Raw genomic sequence first — 16253 nt, forward strand, 5'->3', positions numbered from 1 at the left:
AACCGCTTGCCATGACAGTCTCCTGTTCAGTGAACAGAGGCAGCGTAGCAATCATGACCTTTCAGACAGAGCTTAGCTAAAATATATTAACAACTACTTACTCTTCATACTTCACGTCTTCGAATGCACTAATATCAATTTCCAATAGCTCAACAGGCCTGCTCTTTCTAACCCCAACTTGGTTTTCGACCAAAAGCTCAATAAGACGATCCCCATCAATAAGTGTTATAGGAGCAGCGCCAGGGAAAAGTGCTGCCTGCTCACAGCTGCTGGCAAACTTTCCTAAAGTAATCAATGTACCTCGGATGGCTTTATGATAGGGCAAAGCTCCTCGAAGCTGGTCTAATACCGGGCGGATGATGCTACCCTGCTGACGCTTGACTTGGACAACCTCTGTAATTGTTGTTATTCCTACTTGCACACTGCCTACTACATCTACGCCCTTATCACCGGATGCTTTAGTTACTTCGACATCTTCGTAACCCATTGCCCGGAGTAGTTCTCCGATTAGCGCTTCAAACTGATAAGGGTCCATTGCAGCAAGATGATCTTTAAGCAGCTGTTTCTGCTGTAGATTGTAGCGATTCACTCCGCTGATAATGGCTTTGCGTGGATCATCTGGTTTTGCATCTAAGCTATTATTTATCCATTCGAGGCCGCAAGGTGATATCTGGTATCGATTACCTTGACGCTCTACGAGCTTACGAGCCACCAAGTTACTCAACCGCTGGTGCAGAGTAGTTTTGCAGGATGAATCAGAGGCAAATTTTGAAACCTGGTGCAGAAAGGCCATCCATTCAGGTAAAATATCGCTTCTTTTCGCCATTTCGAGACCCGAAAGTAGCTCAAGCAAAGCTAATAACCCCTCCTCGTCATCCAACCATTTAAGCGTAGCTTCATCCCTGTTTAAGAACTTCCGACCCCGCTTGGAGGGCTGCCAACAGCCAGAATCATCAACTTCCATCAAATCGTAAGTTTTAATAAACAGCCAACTACCATAACTGTGTCTAGGGTTCACCACCTGATTATCAGTTTGCCAAATTTTCAAAGCCAACTCAGCATGCGCCCCCTCTAAGCGCTCAGCGATCCATGCATCCGGGTTAGACCAATCCACCGGATTCTTTGGCGTTCCGGTTTGATCTTGAATCGCTTTTATCATGTCACGAATAGCTTTCGGAGCAATCCCGGTAGAGGCTTTCATCAGTGCCGCCGCTTGGGCATAGGCAGGAAAAAGAGGCATCCTGACTTTATGCATTAGTATTTTCCTTTATAAATCATTTATGCCCGATTTATTCGGTTATCAGAAAATACTTGCAAGAAATAGGCTTCACTTTGCTTCTCCTTCCAGCTCTGCGCTCACACTGCGAAACTGCTCCAAGGCGGCCTCGAGGTTCTCGACAATTTCGGTGGCCAGCATATCCGGTTCTGGCAGGCTATCGAAATCCTCTAGGCTGTCGTCTTTCAGCCAGAAGATATCCAGGTTGAGCTTATCGCGTTGAATCAGCTCATCATAAGTAAAGCGGCGAAAACGTTCGGTTTCCTGGCGCTCTTGATAACAGCGCACGAAGTCATCCAGATCGGATTGGATCAGGCGTTTGGTCTTCAGGGTCTTGTGGACATTAGTGCGGTAGTCGTAAACCCACAGCTCTTTCGTCTGGGCTTCCCGAGAGGCTGGGCGCTTGTCAAAGAACAGCACGTTGGCCTTCACCCCGGGGCTATACCAGATGCCGGTGGGTAGGCGCAGCAAGGTATGAAAATTGAAACTCTCCAGCAGGCGCTTGCGGATACCCTCACCCGCCCGACCGGCCTCGAACAGCACATTGTCGGGTAGCACTACGCCCGCGCGACCGTGGGAGTCAAGAATGGTCATAATGTGCTGAAGGAAGTTGAGCTGCTTGTTCGAAGTGGAGAACTTAAAGTCCTCACGCTCATAGCTCTCCCGCTCGGTGCTCACCGAGCCATCTTCCCCTACTACCGTGTAGCTGGACTTTTTGCCAAATGGCGGGTTGGTCAGCACAACGTCGAAGCGCTTACCACCGTCGCCAGCGAGGGCATCTCCTTGCTGCACGGGACTGCCACCGTTGTCGATGCCATGCAGGTAGAGGTTCATCGCACACAACCGCACCACTTCATCGACGATATCAACCCCATGCAAGGCTTTGTACTTCAGCTGACGTAGCTTCTCGCGGTCCTGACTCTGAGTCTTCATGTGCTCGAAGCCAGAAAGCAGGAATCCCCCGGTACCGCAGGCGGGATCACAAACGGTCTCATCGATTTTAGGGTTGACGCACTTCACGATGGCGTCAATCACCGGGCGCGGGGTGAAGTACTGGCCAGCTCCAGAGCGCACCTCAGAGGCATTACGCTCCAGCAGGCCCTCGTAGATCTGGCCCTTAACGTCTACCTTCAGGCCGACCCAAGGGCCTTCCTTGTCGATCAGGCTGACCACCCGTTTGAGCTTGGCCGGGTCGGAAAGCTTATTTTGGGATTTGCGGAAGATGGTGCCGATCAAGCCGCTCTCGCGGGCCAGGCCCTCCAGGGTATGGCGATACTGAAGCTCCAATTCATCGCCATCCTTCTCTGCCAACTTTGCCCAGCGCCACTGGCTTGGGATGCAGGTCTTCTCGCCCAGCAGCTCCACACGTTCCTCATCCATCTTGAGGAACAATAGATAAGTAATTTGTTCGAGATAGTCGCCATAGGAGACGCCTTGATCCCGCAGGACATGAGCATAGTTCCAGACTTTAGAAACGAGTTGTTCGTTGCTCATTCGTTATTCCCCTTGCAGCGGCTGGATTAGCAGAGACCAGTAATATTCCGCTGCCCCCTCTTGACTCAGGTTTGTGTCACTATCAGCCATGTTCAAAAGCGGCATGCCCATTGCTTGTAAAAAAAGCTTTTGACTATCCTTGCTCACGGACAGGCTTTCATTGTAGGTATTGGCAGCTGCATCATCGCCTTGAGAGTAGGAAATTCCATTACCGAACATTCCGCCTAAACGTATTGTACATGACGCTTTTTTTTGGCCATTTTGGTAGACCACAGCCGTAAAGCAGTTTCCATCTATACGGCGATAGCGAGTTTCGATACCAGCATTCCGCTCTTGTAATTCTGCAAGTGATCCATGGAAAAAACGGCCCAGGTACTCGAAGGAATCCAATAGAAATTGATCTTCCTCCGCTTTGGTGAATTCTTTCTTCAAGCGCAGATTGGAAGACCGAGGAAGCGACTCGTTCACTTCTCCATTTGCTGGCCTGTCTATGAAAGCATGATTCTGTCTAGGCGTTTTTGCTTGTCCAAGTTCTTCGATTGCACGGCGAATGGCTTGTGCAACATTGAGAAAAGCTTCGTCCCGATCAGCCCACTGGGTGACAGGCTTACCGTCTTTCGGCGTAACAAGAAATTCTTGAAGCTCAGTATGTGGCCAATCACAAGGCCTGAGAATGACAGAGATCAGGCGTGCGCTACCTTCACGGTGACGCTCCAAAGCCCGCGCTTTCTCGATCTTATAGCAGTAGTCGGAGGCCAGAAAATTCGGGCTCACCAAAAGCAAAATTATATCGGCTTGATTCAACTCTTTATTGATGGTCCAGTCGAGGTGATCGCCGGGCAAGAGACGTCGGTCGTGCCAGACATCCACTAAGCCCTGCCTTTTGAGCATGGCGAGCTGAACTTCGAGTTGATCGCGTAGCTCCTCATCTATATGGGAATAGGACATGAAGACACGGGCTGCCATTACAAACCTCTCCGATATACGTGGTTGTTCATGAGGCATTGGCTTTCTTACAGCCTCTCTGCTTCGGCTTGGCATCACGCTCGGCGTGGATGCGGGCCAGCAACTCGGTGGCGGGCTCATCTTCAGGGTCCTGGGGCACTAGTTTGCCAGCAAAGGCATCCTTGAGGATGGACTGGCGCAGGGCAACGGAGCGCGCGAGCTCGGTTCGGCACCAGTCTTCCAAATGCTCAATCTTGGAAAAGGCTTCGGAAATTGCCTCAGTAATCTGAAAAGCCTCCGATAGGCTTGGCACAGGAACAACCAGTGATTCAATCTTGCTAATACTCAGCGTGTATAGCCCTGACGTAGAGGACGCCACCTTCTCTATGTTTTGACGCCCATAGAATGATTGGAACCACCACAGTGCAAGCTCGACCAGTTGCTTATCGATCATCCTGATTTTGATCAAGTGGTTTTGGTGCACAGCTTCAGGGATTTCGCATCGCCAAACAGCCATTCGACCAATTTGCCCCTTGCTTCCATTGCCTTCCACCACGAGGAGATCACGGTCTTCCAAGGCGACACGGGAAAGCTCTTTTTCAGAAACTCCCGTCTCGTGCATGTCTTCTAGGTCAAGCCTGTTCTGGTAGACATTTGCGACACGCAGCATAGGCTTCTGTATCGGCAGGCCCTCACGCTTGCTATTTTTTGTCAATCCCCCGATCACTTCAGCTAGTTGCTCAACCGATGCCCATACCCACCCCTTGGGAAGCCTCGGCAGATCCCTGGTGTCAGGCACAGCAGGCTCCTTGTACTTACCCCGCCCCTGCCAATTCTCGCGCCGGGTCTGGAGGATGCGCTTCAGCAGGTCACCGCCAGACTCAAAGCGGTCGGCATTCTCGGCCCGCCAGTCGGCGGTTAGCTGGCCGGTGACAGCGGACTTAAGGACGGACTGTCGATAGCGAACCAGTAGCTTCTGCACATCGCGAAGGCTGGCCTCGCCATGGTCGAGCTGGGCAAAAAGGGACTCGATCTTCTCAACGATGCGACGTTGCTCGCTCAGAGGAGGAAGAGGAAACAATACATTTTTCAGGAGAGTCTGACTGATATTTTGCTGGGTGCCGCCTTGACCGAGAGCTATTAGATTTGGCTTGAGACGCATAAGGCCGAAAAAAAGAAAGTCTGCTTCAATCAAATCAGAAATAGGTTGGCAAAAGGCAATCGCTTGATTCGTGGAACAGGAGATTTTTGTTAAACCGAGCTTTCCGATTGATCCATACATCGCCACCAGAAGCGCTCCGCCCGGAATCAACTTAGCCGATGAAGCTTCAAGACCGGCTTGAGTAATTTTTGTTTCCGAAGACCAAATTAGGCCGTCTGTCAGATCGCCAATTTTCAGCCATGGAATGTCGCCACCGTAGAAATTTGGGTTCGTTTTAGAGGGCGTTCCGCCACTACCCCATTTCCCGAGATCACCAAGCTGAACGAGAATCCAATTTTTTGGCAAGTTCGCCGTCTTCATCAAGCCACCAGTACCTCTTGCAGATCATTCAGCATTTCATTCAGTCCGTTACCCAGTACCTGTCTGGCGCGCAGGATACCACCCCGATCGGCAAGGCTGGGGACCTCCATGAAATCTTTCGGAGCGATCTCGGCATTGGCAGCGAGATAGGCGGTGATGGCTCGCAGCCATGATTCCTGCTCGGCGTTGTATTCACGCCCGGCTTTCTTCTCGCGCCCGAGCCAGAGATTGAAGCGGCGCTCTACCACGGCATCGATGGGCTCCAGAGCATCAACTTGGCCCAGGGCGTAGCGAACCAGACTGACCATCTCGGTGAGCTGATCGTCCACCGGAGCACCACGTACTCGGGAGGCCTCCAGGCGCTTATAAGCTTGCCAGACATTGGCTACCGCCAAGTGAGGGGGCTTTTCCACCATGGTATGGGCCAGCTCGCGAATGGCAGCATAAGTCAGCCGCTGCTGGCCCAGCGGCTGATTGTAGAGGATCTGCAGGGCGGTCAGCTCGTCACGGTGCTCCTCAATAAAGGCCTTGAAGCTGGTGATGGTCTGCTCGGCCCGCTGATGGTCGAAGTCGGCATGAACCAGCGCATCCGTGGTCACCTCATCGATGACGATGTCGCGCTTCTGCTTGATCTCCTTTAGCAGGGTGCGAAAAGTCGGCTTGTCGAAGGGCCGGCAGGCCTCGTCCAGCAGCTCCTCCACTACAGCCTGTTCCTGCTCCGGCGTGGGGGAATACCCATGTCGCTCGGTGATAGCGGCCTGCTGGGTATCCGGGTCGATGGCACCAAGCAGCCGGTTGGCCAGCTGGCGAGGTGTCTGGCCGCCGCTGCTCTCGGCTAGGCGAGCGCGGTCCTCATCGGTCAGCTTGCGATCCAAGGATGCCAAACGAGCCGCTAGAGAGGAGACGGCGTCCTCATCACGCCGGCCCATGGCGATCTGCTCGAGCAGGGCATCGAAACTGAGCGACGGCTTGCGCTCCAGGGGCTGGCTAGCGTTCTTCTTCGATTCCGTCACGCCAACGGCGTCGATCAGGATGAAGCGGGTCTTGGTCTTGGCATCGGGAGTTACGGCCTTGAGATCAGCATCGGGAATGGTGCGCACGCCTCGTCCCTTCATCTGCTCGTAGTAGCCCTCGGATTTCACGTCGCGCATGAATATCAGCACTTCCACCGGCTTGATGTCGGTACCGGTGGCGATCATATCTACGGTGACGGCGACGCGGGGCATGGGATCGACCCGGAACGCCTTGATCAGTGCCTTGGGGTCCTCACCACTATTGCGGTAAGTGATTTTCTTGGCGAAGTCGTTACCCTCGCCGAACACCTCGCGCACAGCGTGGACGATCTCCTCGGCGTGGTTGTCGTCTTTGGCGAAGATCAGCGTCTTGGGCAGCCACTTCCTCGTGCGCTCCGGAAAGAGCTCGGTAAACACCCGGTCACGGTAGGTCTGCAGCACGGTGCGGATCTGGTTAGGGTTCACCACCGAGCGATCGAGCTCCTTGCCGCTGTACGCCAGTTCCTCGTCCAGCGTCTCGTAGCGCAGACGCCGAGTGCGCCTGTCGCGCACCGGTACCTGGTAGCCCACGTCGCCGGGCTCCACCTTGCCGCCCTCTTCGGTGACCCGAGTGCGAATGCGGTAGATCTCATATCCGACATTGACACCATCGGCTACCGAACGCTCGTAAGGGTACTCCGCTACCAGGTTCTGATTGAAAAAGCCCAAAGTGTGCTTGGAAGGAGTAGCGGTCAGACCGATAAGCGAAGCATCAAAATACTCCAGCACCTGACGCCACAAACCATAGATGGATCGATGACACTCGTCGGTGACGATAAAATCGAAAGTCTCAACGGGTATCTCCGGATTATAGGCCAGCGGCAGCGGCTCACCCTTTTCTATTCCCGATTGCTCAAAGGTGGAAGCCTCTTCCTCTTCCACATCCAGCTCTTTTCCGCACAACATAGAGTAGAGGCGTTGAATTGTGGTGATCACCACCTTGGCGTCCGTATCAATGCGATGACCATGCAGATGCTGAACGATGTAGGTGTCGGTGAAGCGGTTAGCCGCTCCCGTAGGCTGGAAGTTCTGGAACTCCTTGAGGGTCTGATCACCGAGGTTGTTACGATCAACCAAAAACAGGACGCGCTTGGCCCCGGCATGCTTTATCAATCGATAGGAAAAGGAGCAAGCCGTAAAGGTCTTGCCCGCGCCGGTAGCCAGTTGAATCAGTGCTCGCGGGCGATCCTCAGCGAGGGAATGCTCCAGTCCCAGGATGGCCTCAACCTGGCAATCCCGTAGTCCCTTGGTTTCCAGTGGTGGCATCGTGCACAGCCGGGCGCGCAAAGTTTCTGGCTGGCGTAGCCACTCCTGCAGTGTTTCGGGGCGGTGAAAGGCAAACAAGCGACGTGAGCGAGGCTTGGGGTCACGCAGGTTGCAAAAAAAGGTTTCTTCACCAGTGCTTTCGTAATGGTAGATGAGCTGATCATCCCAGCGGGCCAAGTGTTCGGGCAGGGCAGCTACATACTTGGCTGACTGCTCTGCTACGCCACTGAGGGTTACCCCAGCCTTTTTGGCCTCGATCACCCCGGCTGCTTTGCCGTCAATGAACAGCAGGTAGTCGCAGTAGCCGGCTGGTAGGGGGAACTCGCGTACCGCCACGCCTATCGCTGCCTTGCGATCGAATTGGTCCCTATTTTGGATGACCCAGCCGGCATCAATTAAAAGCTGGTCGATCTTGATTCTTGCTTTTTGTTCAGGCTGTTGCACATTCTCCCCCTCAATCCTAGATACCGTATGGGCACGAGCCATGGCTGCCCTTTGCAGCCCCATCCCTGGGGAGCCTTGATCAGACGGCAACTTGTGTTCAATACTTCACAATTGTTAATACAATGCTAAAAAATGATTTACGCAATAATACCGGCTCAAGCCAACGATTTCTTGCTGGACTCAAAGCATTTTTATCGGCTTGATTTCCCTATTTATTGAGAACAGGTATTCAACCGGCGCTTTTCCTTCAACCAGTCAAACAGACGTTCCACCACATTGCTCTGACGATATTTCGGTCGGTCAAGTTGATACGGTAGGCCCAGACGTGAACGTCGACGCATGCGGCGTCGAGGAATAATCAGACGCGTGCAGTACCGTCGCAGCACATCGCTGTCGTAGCCCTTGTCTGCCACGACATAACGGCTGCGTTTGTGAGGCCGCCCCGAACGACTCGGCAATCGTACCTTCTCCAGCAGCCCAGCCAAGTGAAGCAAGTCGGCGCGCTGGCCCGCGGAAAGGGAGAAGGTAAGAGGAAAGCCCTGGCTATCGCATAGCAGGTGTATTTTCGTGGTCAGCCCACCACGGCTACGGCCGAGGACTTATTCCGGCGGTTCTATAGATTCCCCTTTTTACCGGCACCGCTGGCCGACCGAGTTGCTCTGATGGACGTTGAATCCACCATCCAGACAGGTTATCAAGATTTATGGTGCCGTCCTCACGCATACGAAGATGCAGGCGCGTCAGTATTTGGTTGATTCAGGGACAATAACGCTCCGGCAGATCACGCCGCTATGCAGCGGAGCAGAGAGTCCAGAAAATGCCATTGAGCATTTGGCGATCATTTCGGCAAAAGCATTCCATGGTCTGCTGTGGAGAAACAGTATCCTCGATCACCTGCCAGCGCTGGTCGGAAAGCTCGTAACCGCCTGCCCCGATGGTCTCCTGTTCAACGAATAGGAACAGCATAAAAACCATGACTTTTCAGACAGCCCACAAGAAGAGAGTTTCAAGCAAGAAAACATCGTCCTGAGCAACCTGTGAGGAAATATGGCGCAGGAAAAGATCAAATTTGACGTCCCTGATAGTCCGTTTCCTTTTATGCCGCCTATAGCGGAACTCTTGGATTGGCTTGGTGGGCCCACGGGGCTGCATCAGGATCTAGGGCTTAATAAGCCTGACTTGAAAACTCTTAGGAAAGCTTGCAAGGAAGGGGTGACGCCACGCATTGCCGAGATGATCGAGGCAAACATTCGTTAAACCGTAAAGAAAAAAGGGTTTGCAAAGCTACTACTAGAAGAGCTTGGCCCAGTAAAGCCAAGAGTCGCCGCTCCCTAGATTGGCGCAAGAGAAGAAATTTTTCACTAGAATGATACAAGGATATTTTTTTCTATATCCTGTTAAGGCTTCTTGGTTGAAAATTAGGCGCTGAAAGAAATGTTGCCGAGGAAGCCAGAATCAAGGCCGAGACGACCAAGTTCGTCGACTACGTCGGCATCAACGAACACCAGCAAACATGTAATAGCCACTACCTAACTTTTTACGCACCATACAACTCCTTAACAAAGACTATTTTTCTCTCACGCCACCTATCATTAATTCTTTTATCTGTGTAGTCAAAATATTCAATTTTTAAATATTCCATATCTGATTCCCAATCAGCAATAGCTTTCGCAAAATCGCCATCTCTTCTTTTAATATTACGGCAAAGCGATGATATAGTGTTACCCATCTTCATCAACCTGCCCATTGTTCCGGGCTTACCCCACTGTTCTACATATTTTTTTTGCACTCCTCTACTTTCTAGATCCGCATTTACAAGCTTGTCTAATATTAATCTCCTTTTAAGCAATTCAACCCCTTTTTCCCCTACATGATATCCGAATGAATCAAGAACCCCGTTGGAAATCCAAGTTATTTCTCGCAATTCCTGTAACGATTTAGGGGCTTCGCTTGTTGGCCATTTTAAAAATCTCTGGATTTCCTCTTTCAATACAAAATCGTTGCGTTGAGAGCGGAAAGACATCAAATCCTCTTTAATCTTTTTGATATCTTGTATGTCAGGTATTTTCTTCTCACAAAGAAGCTTGTAGCACTCGAAAGAAATCAAATAATTATCAGTAAGATCAATTAAGCTCTTTTTTGACTTATGCCCCTTACAAACCAATTCTTCTGCGCTGTTCGTTTTTAATTTAACATATAAAAATGTAGATAAATAACTTATAAACAAGGTATTTTTTGTGCCTGAAAAACTTATCAACTTTTTTAACTTGTTAAAATCACCATTACTTGTTTCCCACAAAAAATTGGCATAATGATCTTCAAAAATTTTTGCCGCCCCTCCAACTTTACTTTTTAGCAAGCCACTCTCCGTCCAATATTCGAGCCCGTTCATAATGAAATTAAATTTTTTATTGTCCGAAAACCCCAATTTGTATAGATCTTTTTTTTCCATCTAAATTGTTCCTGTTATAAACTTTCTTACTAAGCACTAAAATTCAATAACTTATTTATCGGATATTAAAACGGCAGCAGAACGTCCTTCTTTAGGCTCTGTTTGAAAAACATGGTTACTGTGGTGCCTATGTTCATCACATCAGAGCAGGCCGTTACGAGCTTGCTGACCAACGCCTAGAGATGTTTTAACCGACCGAAGTATCGAAAATGTAACGTATTGAAGCGGCTGGCTGGCTGGCTGGCTGGCTGGCTGGCTGGCTGGCTGGCTGGCTGGCTGGCTGGCTGGCTGAACGATCGAACAGTCATAATGGAAGTAGATCAACAGTCTCAGAGCCATAGCGACGCTGAAGTACGTCCAGCTCTGTGTGCCAGCTGTCCCTCAGACAGAGCCAAGATCAAATAACACCAAGCAAAGACAAGTGGGTAGTAAAACGGGGAGTATTTGTAAAAAATACCTGAAAAAAACTAAGCAAATAATTGTTTTTATTGGGTTTTAAACAATTACACGGCATTCAGATTCAAAACCTCGAGTAACCATTCATCACTTCCATGGCGTCGTCGGATGTTCTTTTCCCGATTCACGACGCCAGCCTGCCACTACTCCCACGACGCCCCGTCCAGCGCATCCAGCGGCATCTTCAGATAGCGCCGGCCGTTGCTTTCGGGCTCGGGCAGGCGCCCACCGAGGATGTTGACCTGCAGCGCGTGCAGGATCAGCTTCGGCATCGGCAGTTCACTGTCGCGCCTCTGGCGCAGTTCGACATATTCCGCCTCACTGCTGTCTTTCAGACCGTGCTTGTTGGTGTCGCGCTGCTCGCGCACCGTGCTTTCCCACTGTGGCTCGCGATCCCCCGGCATGTAGTCGTGGCCGGTGAACAGCCGCGTGTCGTCCGCCAGCGCCAGAATTCTCTGGATCGAGTGCCACAGCTGATGCGCGCAGCCACCGGGAAAATCGGCGCGTGCGGTGCCAAAGTCGGGCTGAAAGAGCGTGTCGTGTACGAAGGCGGCGTCACCGATCACGTAGGTGACCGAGGCCGGGGTATGGCCCGGGGAGTGCATCACGCGGACTTCGAGCTCGCCCACCCGGAAGGTGTCGCCATCATCGAACAGACGGTCCCACTGACTGCCGTCATCCCTGAGATCCGGCCAGTGGTAAATCTCCTTCCACAGCGCCTGCACTCTGGTGACCGGCCGGCCGATGGCCGTCGGTGCACCGGTGTTGTCATGGAGATAGCGCGCGGCGGAGAAGTGATCGGCGTGCGGGTGGGTGTCCAGAATCCACTCGACCTCAAGACCTTCCTGCTCGATATAGGCCAGAAGCCGGTCGGCCTGCAGCGTGGCGGTGGCGCCGGCCTTCTCATCGAAATCGAGCACCGGATCGATGATCGCGCAGCGCCGCGTGGCAGGGTCTGACACCACATACTGAATGCTGAAGGTGCGCGGATCGAAAAAGCCGGCGACGTCGGGTCGGGCACGCTCCGCATCTCCCGGGGAGAGGGCAAGGGTCTTCATGACGGCTCCTTGAAAAGGCAGGTCTCAAGGATAACGGCAAAACGGTTCATGATCAGGTGGATCCGAACTATCGAAAGTGGTGATCAATACTCACGTCACCTGCGTTCAGGTGTGCCGCGCCCGAAACAGCACACCGGTGACCAGCGACAAAACGGCTGCCCCGGTAAACACCATCATCAGACTCGAAGCACTTGCCAGATAGCCTGCCAGTGCGGGCCCTGCAACGTTGCCCAGGGCATAGACAGTCAGAACGGCTGTAAAACTGATGCTCGAGATGTCGGGATACAGCCGCTGACTGACAAACGAAAAAATGGCACTCAGACTCATGAGACAAAGGCCCTGCAGGGCAGCAGAAACAATAACCCCCGCCCAGAAATTCGCCCCGAATGCGATCAACAACAGAGAGACAGCAGAGCAGAGAAAGACCCCCTGCACCAGACGGCGCAGACCGACACGCCGCTCAACATCAGCCGTCCACAGGCCGACGATCCCGCCGACACCAAAGGCAATGAACAGTATCGCACCAGCGCCGTCAGCCTGCAGGCCGGCCAGGCCGCCAGCTGAATCGATTTGATCGGCGGCGAACGACAGATAGAGGCCATTGGTAATGCCAAACGACACGGCAATCCAATACACAGGTCGAATCGCTTTATTTACCAGTCTTTTGAGTTTTTCCAGATCAAAAGATGACGCCGTCGCTTTTGGCAGCTGACGCAACACCATCAGGTTATACAGGGCGCACAACAGCGCCAGACCGGAAAATCCGAACCAGATGGCACGCCAGTCCCAGTCAAGTATGGCGACCGCCAGCCCCAGCACACCTGCCCCTGCAATACCGAACGTGGTTCCTGTACTGACAATGGACAACACGCGTCCATGCCACGTCTCAACCACCGCGCGTCCCACGGCGTCATTGAAGGGAGACCAGCACAGGCCGGCGCTGGTGGACGCCAATACAATGCCAATGGCAAATATCAGACTGTCCTGTGTGCCTGCCACGAGTGCCATACCGATCGCGGCGGCCAGCGAGCCGACCACCACCGGCACACGCGAGCCATGGCGCACGACGAGATGGGCAGACACCAGCAGAGCAATGAAAAAGGCCGCGAAGGCACTGCTTGCGATCAAGCCGGCATGTGAGGTGCTCAACGAAAACACATCGCGAAATTTTGGAAGAAAAAGCCCGTACCCCATGCGGGCCGGCCCAAAGGCAATGGCCGTGCACAGGGCTCCCCCAACGGCAATGGCGGCGGTTCTTTTCATTTCGGCTCGATTGGTATGTTGTTTCACTCTCGGGCAACTCACTTGTCAACACGTGGCGTTACCGGCTGTTCTTGAAGGACCGCCTCATTCCAGCGGGCGTCTCTTGAAGCCGGACTCATTCAGATGTAGCTGACACAGAACTTCCGTCGCATCCATGGTCAGGGGTGACTGCACGGCCCGCAGTAGCTCGGCACGTCGAAAGCCCAGGTCGGCCAGCGTCTGGTCATCATGGGTCAGCAACTGTCGCATCCAGCGCCGTTCGTGCCAGGTCAGAAAGCGTCTTTTCAGTGACGACATCAAACCGATCGGTGGCATGGCCGGCATAGTGAGCTCGGGCCGGGTCGGTTGACGAAGCACATCCGGGTATAACCGGTCCAGCGCCGCCCTGGTCATTTCAGGCGTATTGTCCCCCGAACGATATTTGAGCGGTGACAGCTCGTCCCTTGTTTTTGTCATGGTACGGACCTCATCAAACGGTGATGGATACATTGCCAGGGTACGCGCCACCGTGTGATCATTAAATCTATATTTAAAACACCCTGTGTATAGAAAATTTAAACATGTCTGATCGAACGCTTGATATCGCGTTATTACGCACATTGCACATGGCCGGGTCACTGGGCACGCTGCGTGCAACGGCCGCGCGTCGGCATTGCACGCTCGGTGCGGTCAGCCAGCAGATCAAGCGGCTGGAGCAGCAGCTGGATTGCCAATTGCTGGTGCGTTTCAAGACGGGCGTACAGCTCACGGCGGAAGGCGAGCAGTTGATCGCGCAGTCACTCACCCTGCTTGCCGAGCACGATGCGCTTGTTGAACGGCTGTCACATCGCTCGGCACAGGGCGTGGTTCGAATCGGCATGCCGAACGAATATGTGCCCCGGATGCTCGATAACCTGTTGCCGGCCCTTCGACAGACGGTTCCCCAGGTGCGCCTGCAGGTCACAACGGCCAACAGCCTTGAACTGCGGCGGTCAGTGACCCAGGGCGAGCTTGATATGGCGATTGCGCTGTATTCCGACAGGGAAGATCAGGCCCCCGGACCCCCTCTTTGGCGCACCCGGCCCGTATGGGCAGGCTCGATCCATGGCGGACTACACAGGCGTGATCCACTGCCGCTGGCGCTGCACCCCTGTGACTGCACGTATCGGGCCATCGCCCTGGCAGCACTGAACGACAACGGTCGAAGCTGGGAAACGGTATTTGCCAGTACCAGCGTTGCCGCGATCGAATCGGCCGTGGCCAACGGTCTGGCAGTCAGTGTTCTCAACCGGTCGCGCCTGACGGGAGATATGCAGGTACTGGGCGCCAGAGAAGGCTTTCCACCGCTGCCGGAATGTCTCGCCTGCCTGATTGAATCACCGGACGTCGCCACGCAGAACAGGGCAGCTGTGGACCTTGTCAAAAACCGGTTGCAGTCCTCCGGCTTGATCCAGCAAGTAAAATGGGCGGGCTAGTGTCGAGGCCCCCCAACATGACCTCAGCCGCATCTTTCTGCCATCGCCCCCCATGGCAGATTCTCTTTGGCCTTTTGATGTTTGCCGCCTATCTCGCCAGTCAGTTTCTGAGCGTGCAGGTGCTGCAACATGTCCTGAGCGATGCCGCCTTTGCAGCACTCATTCAGGGCTACGGCTTCGCGGTCATTCTGGCGCCGTCACTGGTGCTGATGCTCGCGGGCTTTTGGGCGTGGCGACGCTGGTTTTCGGCGCGGCCCACGCTTGTCGGACACTTCACATGGGGCGATCTGGCCCGGGGCATCGGCCTAGTACTGCTGATCCAGGGGCTGGCCGCTGCCGTCAGCGTCTGGCTGGACATGGCGCCCGAGGCGTTCATGACATCGCTCTATGACGGCAAGAACACGCTGCAGATCGCCATCATGGTGGTCTGCGTGCTGGTCTGGGCGCCGATCATCGAGGAGCTGGCGTTTCGCCACTTTTTAATCCCGCGTATCGATGACCAGCCGCGGGGCTGGTGCGCGGCGTTTCTGGTCATGTTCAGCGCGCTGTGCTTTGCCGGCCTGCACATGATCCAGTATCACCATCTGCTCACGTTTGTGGCGCTGTTTGGCTGGGGGCTGGTGCTGGGCTACTACCGCTGGCACACCCGCGGGCTGTTGCTGCCCATGCTGCTCCACGCCCTTGTCTCGTCCATTGGCCTTGTCGGGGCGCTGTTTCAGGGGTGATCAGCCAGGGGCAGGGCAGACGACTGTGCCAGGCTGAAGCAAAATCCTTCAGGTGAATCCCTCATGGCCACGACCCTCTACGCCCATCGCCTCTCCCAACCCTCGCGCGCCGCGGAAATGCTCCTTCGCGAGCTGGCCATCGAGTACGACTTTCATGAGATCGACTTCGCCGGTGGCGAGACCCGCACCGATGAATTTGACGCCATCAATCCCTTCCAGACCGTGCCGGCGCTGGTGGTCGAACATGACGGCGAGACACTCCATCTGGCCGAAAGCCAGGCGATCATGATGACGCTGTGTCGCATCGCCGAAGACCAGCATGTCGCCCAGCGCTGGTATCCGGGGGAGCAGGACATCCCCCGCAGTTCAAAAATTGATCAGTGGCTTGCCTGGTATCACAACAACCTGCGCCGCTTCGACATGTTCCACCACATCATGAACCTGCACCTGACCCTGCCGATGCTCAAGCGCGAGATTCAGGCCACGCTGCTTGAGCCGCTGCAGGAGGGTCTCAGACCGGGTCTGGAACGGCTCGAGGCGCACTTCCAGCATCAGCAACGTAGCGGCCATGCGCCAACGCTGCTGGGGGATGAGCACCCCACCATTGCCGATCTCGCCATGGGCTGCGAGCTCTATCAGATCCGCGCCGCCGGCTACCGCTTTGACGGCTATCCGCAGGTGGATGCCTGGCTTGAAGGGCTGGCCCGCCGAGCGCACTTCCAGCACGTGTCGGAAGCGGTCGACGCCCAGGGCCGCGAGATTCGGCAACAAAGCGGCGACTATCTGGCGCTCGATACGTTCGGATAGGCCCGTCGACAGGCAGGCTCATGACCAAAAAAGCTCGGC

14 protein-coding genes are annotated in these 16253 nt (G+C 54.0%); 4 read left to right on the forward strand and 10 right to left on the reverse strand.

Going from position 1 to position 16253, the window contains the following annotated elements:
- Nucleotides 1-97 precede the first annotated feature (97 nt).
- The 6 genes from C8D72_RS08910 to C8D72_RS17855 form a co-directional block, all read right to left on the reverse strand.
- Nucleotides 98-1255 (reverse strand): restriction endonuclease, encoded by a 1158-nt coding sequence (locus C8D72_RS08910; protein ID WP_211308820.1) that lies wholly within the window; start codon nt 1253-1255, stop codon nt 98-100.
- A 72-nt stretch (nt 1256-1327) separates the two neighbouring features.
- Nucleotides 1328-2770, reverse strand: a complete 1443-nt coding sequence (locus C8D72_RS08915; protein WP_115854057.1) for a type I restriction-modification system subunit M — start codon at nt 2768-2770, stop codon at nt 1328-1330.
- Between the two features lie 3 nt (nt 2771-2773).
- On the reverse strand, nt 2774-3736 hold the full coding sequence (locus tag C8D72_RS08920; protein WP_115854058.1) for a toll/interleukin-1 receptor domain-containing protein: 963 nt from the start codon (nt 3734-3736) through the stop codon (nt 2774-2776).
- A 28-nt stretch (nt 3737-3764) separates the two neighbouring features.
- Nucleotides 3765-5237, reverse strand: coding sequence for a restriction endonuclease subunit S (locus tag C8D72_RS08925; protein ID WP_115854059.1), 1473 nt, complete (start codon nt 5235-5237; stop codon nt 3765-3767).
- A complete protein-coding gene (locus C8D72_RS08930; RefSeq protein WP_211308821.1) occupies nt 5237-8041 on the reverse strand; it encodes a type I restriction endonuclease subunit R in 2805 nt (934 codons plus the stop codon). Before C8D72_RS08930 ends, C8D72_RS08925 begins: the two co-directional genes overlap by 1 nt.
- A 170-nt stretch (nt 8042-8211) precedes the next feature.
- On the reverse strand, nt 8212-8574 hold the full coding sequence (locus C8D72_RS17855; RefSeq protein WP_115854061.1) for a transposase: 363 nt from the start codon (nt 8572-8574) through the stop codon (nt 8212-8214).
- Between the two features lie 154 nt (nt 8575-8728).
- Here C8D72_RS17855 and C8D72_RS17530 point away from each other — a divergent pair, with 154 nt between their 5' ends.
- On the forward strand, nt 8729-8956 hold the full coding sequence (locus C8D72_RS17530; protein WP_170140553.1) for a hypothetical protein: 228 nt from the start codon (nt 8729-8731) through the stop codon (nt 8954-8956).
- Between the two features lie 580 nt (nt 8957-9536).
- Here the strand turns inward: C8D72_RS17530 and C8D72_RS08950 are convergent.
- From C8D72_RS08950 to C8D72_RS17365, 4 genes are all read right to left on the reverse strand, one after another.
- Nucleotides 9537-10451: a hypothetical protein gene (locus C8D72_RS08950; RefSeq protein WP_115854064.1), complete on the reverse strand. Its 915-nt coding sequence runs from the start codon at nt 10449-10451 to the stop codon at nt 9537-9539.
- Between the two features lie 599 nt (nt 10452-11050).
- A complete protein-coding gene (locus C8D72_RS08960) occupies nt 11051-11965 on the reverse strand; it encodes an MBL fold metallo-hydrolase (RefSeq protein ID WP_115854066.1) in 915 nt (304 codons plus the stop codon).
- Nucleotides 11966-12070: 105 nt separating this feature from the next.
- A complete protein-coding gene (locus C8D72_RS08965) occupies nt 12071-13228 on the reverse strand; it encodes an MFS transporter (protein ID WP_115854067.1) in 1158 nt (385 codons plus the stop codon).
- Between the two features lie 84 nt (nt 13229-13312).
- Nucleotides 13313-13684: a hypothetical protein gene (locus tag C8D72_RS17365; protein ID WP_147301522.1), complete on the reverse strand. Its 372-nt coding sequence runs from the start codon at nt 13682-13684 to the stop codon at nt 13313-13315.
- A gap of 104 nt (nt 13685-13788) precedes the next feature.
- Between C8D72_RS17365 and C8D72_RS08975 the strand changes: the two genes are divergently transcribed.
- The 3 genes from C8D72_RS08975 (at nt 13789) to C8D72_RS08985 (ending at nt 16214) form a co-directional block, all read left to right on the forward strand.
- A complete protein-coding gene (locus C8D72_RS08975) occupies nt 13789-14682 on the forward strand; it encodes a LysR substrate-binding domain-containing protein (RefSeq protein ID WP_115854069.1) in 894 nt (297 codons plus the stop codon).
- A 17-nt stretch (nt 14683-14699) separates the two neighbouring features.
- A complete protein-coding gene (locus C8D72_RS08980; protein WP_170140554.1) occupies nt 14700-15407 on the forward strand; it encodes a CPBP family intramembrane glutamic endopeptidase in 708 nt (235 codons plus the stop codon).
- Between the two features lie 63 nt (nt 15408-15470).
- The gene (locus tag C8D72_RS08985; RefSeq protein ID WP_115854071.1) at nt 15471-16214 is read left to right on the forward strand and encodes a glutathione S-transferase family protein; all 744 of its coding nucleotides are present in this window, start codon (nt 15471-15473) and stop codon (nt 16212-16214) included.
- Nucleotides 16215-16253: the final 39 nt, after the last annotated feature.

The sequence above is a fragment of the Kushneria indalinina DSM 14324 genome (genome assembly GCF_003385845.1).
Taxonomy (GTDB): domain Bacteria; phylum Pseudomonadota; class Gammaproteobacteria; order Pseudomonadales; family Halomonadaceae; genus Kushneria; species Kushneria indalinina.

What these genes read in the sequence shown, in the direction of transcription:
- C8D72_RS08985 (WP_115854071.1), top strand. Translation starts at nt 15,471, where the DNA reads ATGGCCACGACCCTCTACGCCCATCGCCTCTCCCAACCCTCGCGCGCC.
- C8D72_RS17365 (WP_147301522.1), bottom strand. Translation starts at nt 13,684, where the DNA reads ATGACAAAAACAAGGGACGAGCTGTCACCGCTCAAATATCGTTCGGGG.
- C8D72_RS08920 (WP_115854058.1), bottom strand. Translation starts at nt 3,736, where the DNA reads ATGGCAGCCCGTGTCTTCATGTCCTATTCCCATATAGATGAGGAGCTA.
- C8D72_RS08910 (WP_211308820.1), bottom strand. Translation starts at nt 1,255, where the DNA reads ATGCATAAAGTCAGGATGCCTCTTTTTCCTGCCTATGCCCAAGCGGCG.
- C8D72_RS08915 (WP_115854057.1), bottom strand. Translation starts at nt 2,770, where the DNA reads ATGAGCAACGAACAACTCGTTTCTAAAGTCTGGAACTATGCTCATGTC.
- C8D72_RS08975 (WP_115854069.1), top strand. Translation starts at nt 13,789, where the DNA reads ATGTCTGATCGAACGCTTGATATCGCGTTATTACGCACATTGCACATG.
- C8D72_RS08980 (WP_170140554.1), top strand. Translation starts at nt 14,700, where the DNA reads ATGACCTCAGCCGCATCTTTCTGCCATCGCCCCCCATGGCAGATTCTC.
- C8D72_RS08960 (WP_115854066.1), bottom strand. Translation starts at nt 11,965, where the DNA reads ATGAAGACCCTTGCCCTCTCCCCGGGAGATGCGGAGCGTGCCCGACCC.
- C8D72_RS08965 (WP_115854067.1), bottom strand. Translation starts at nt 13,228, where the DNA reads ATGAAAAGAACCGCCGCCATTGCCGTTGGGGGAGCCCTGTGCACGGCC.
- C8D72_RS08930 (WP_211308821.1), bottom strand. Translation starts at nt 8,041, where the DNA reads ATGGCTCGTGCCCATACGGTATCTAGGATTGAGGGGGAGAATGTGCAA.
- C8D72_RS17530 (WP_170140553.1), top strand. Translation starts at nt 8,729, where the DNA reads ATGCAGGCGCGTCAGTATTTGGTTGATTCAGGGACAATAACGCTCCGG.
- C8D72_RS08950 (WP_115854064.1), bottom strand. Translation starts at nt 10,451, where the DNA reads ATGGAAAAAAAAGATCTATACAAATTGGGGTTTTCGGACAATAAAAAA.
- C8D72_RS08925 (WP_115854059.1), bottom strand. Translation starts at nt 5,237, where the DNA reads ATGAAGACGGCGAACTTGCCAAAAAATTGGATTCTCGTTCAGCTTGGT.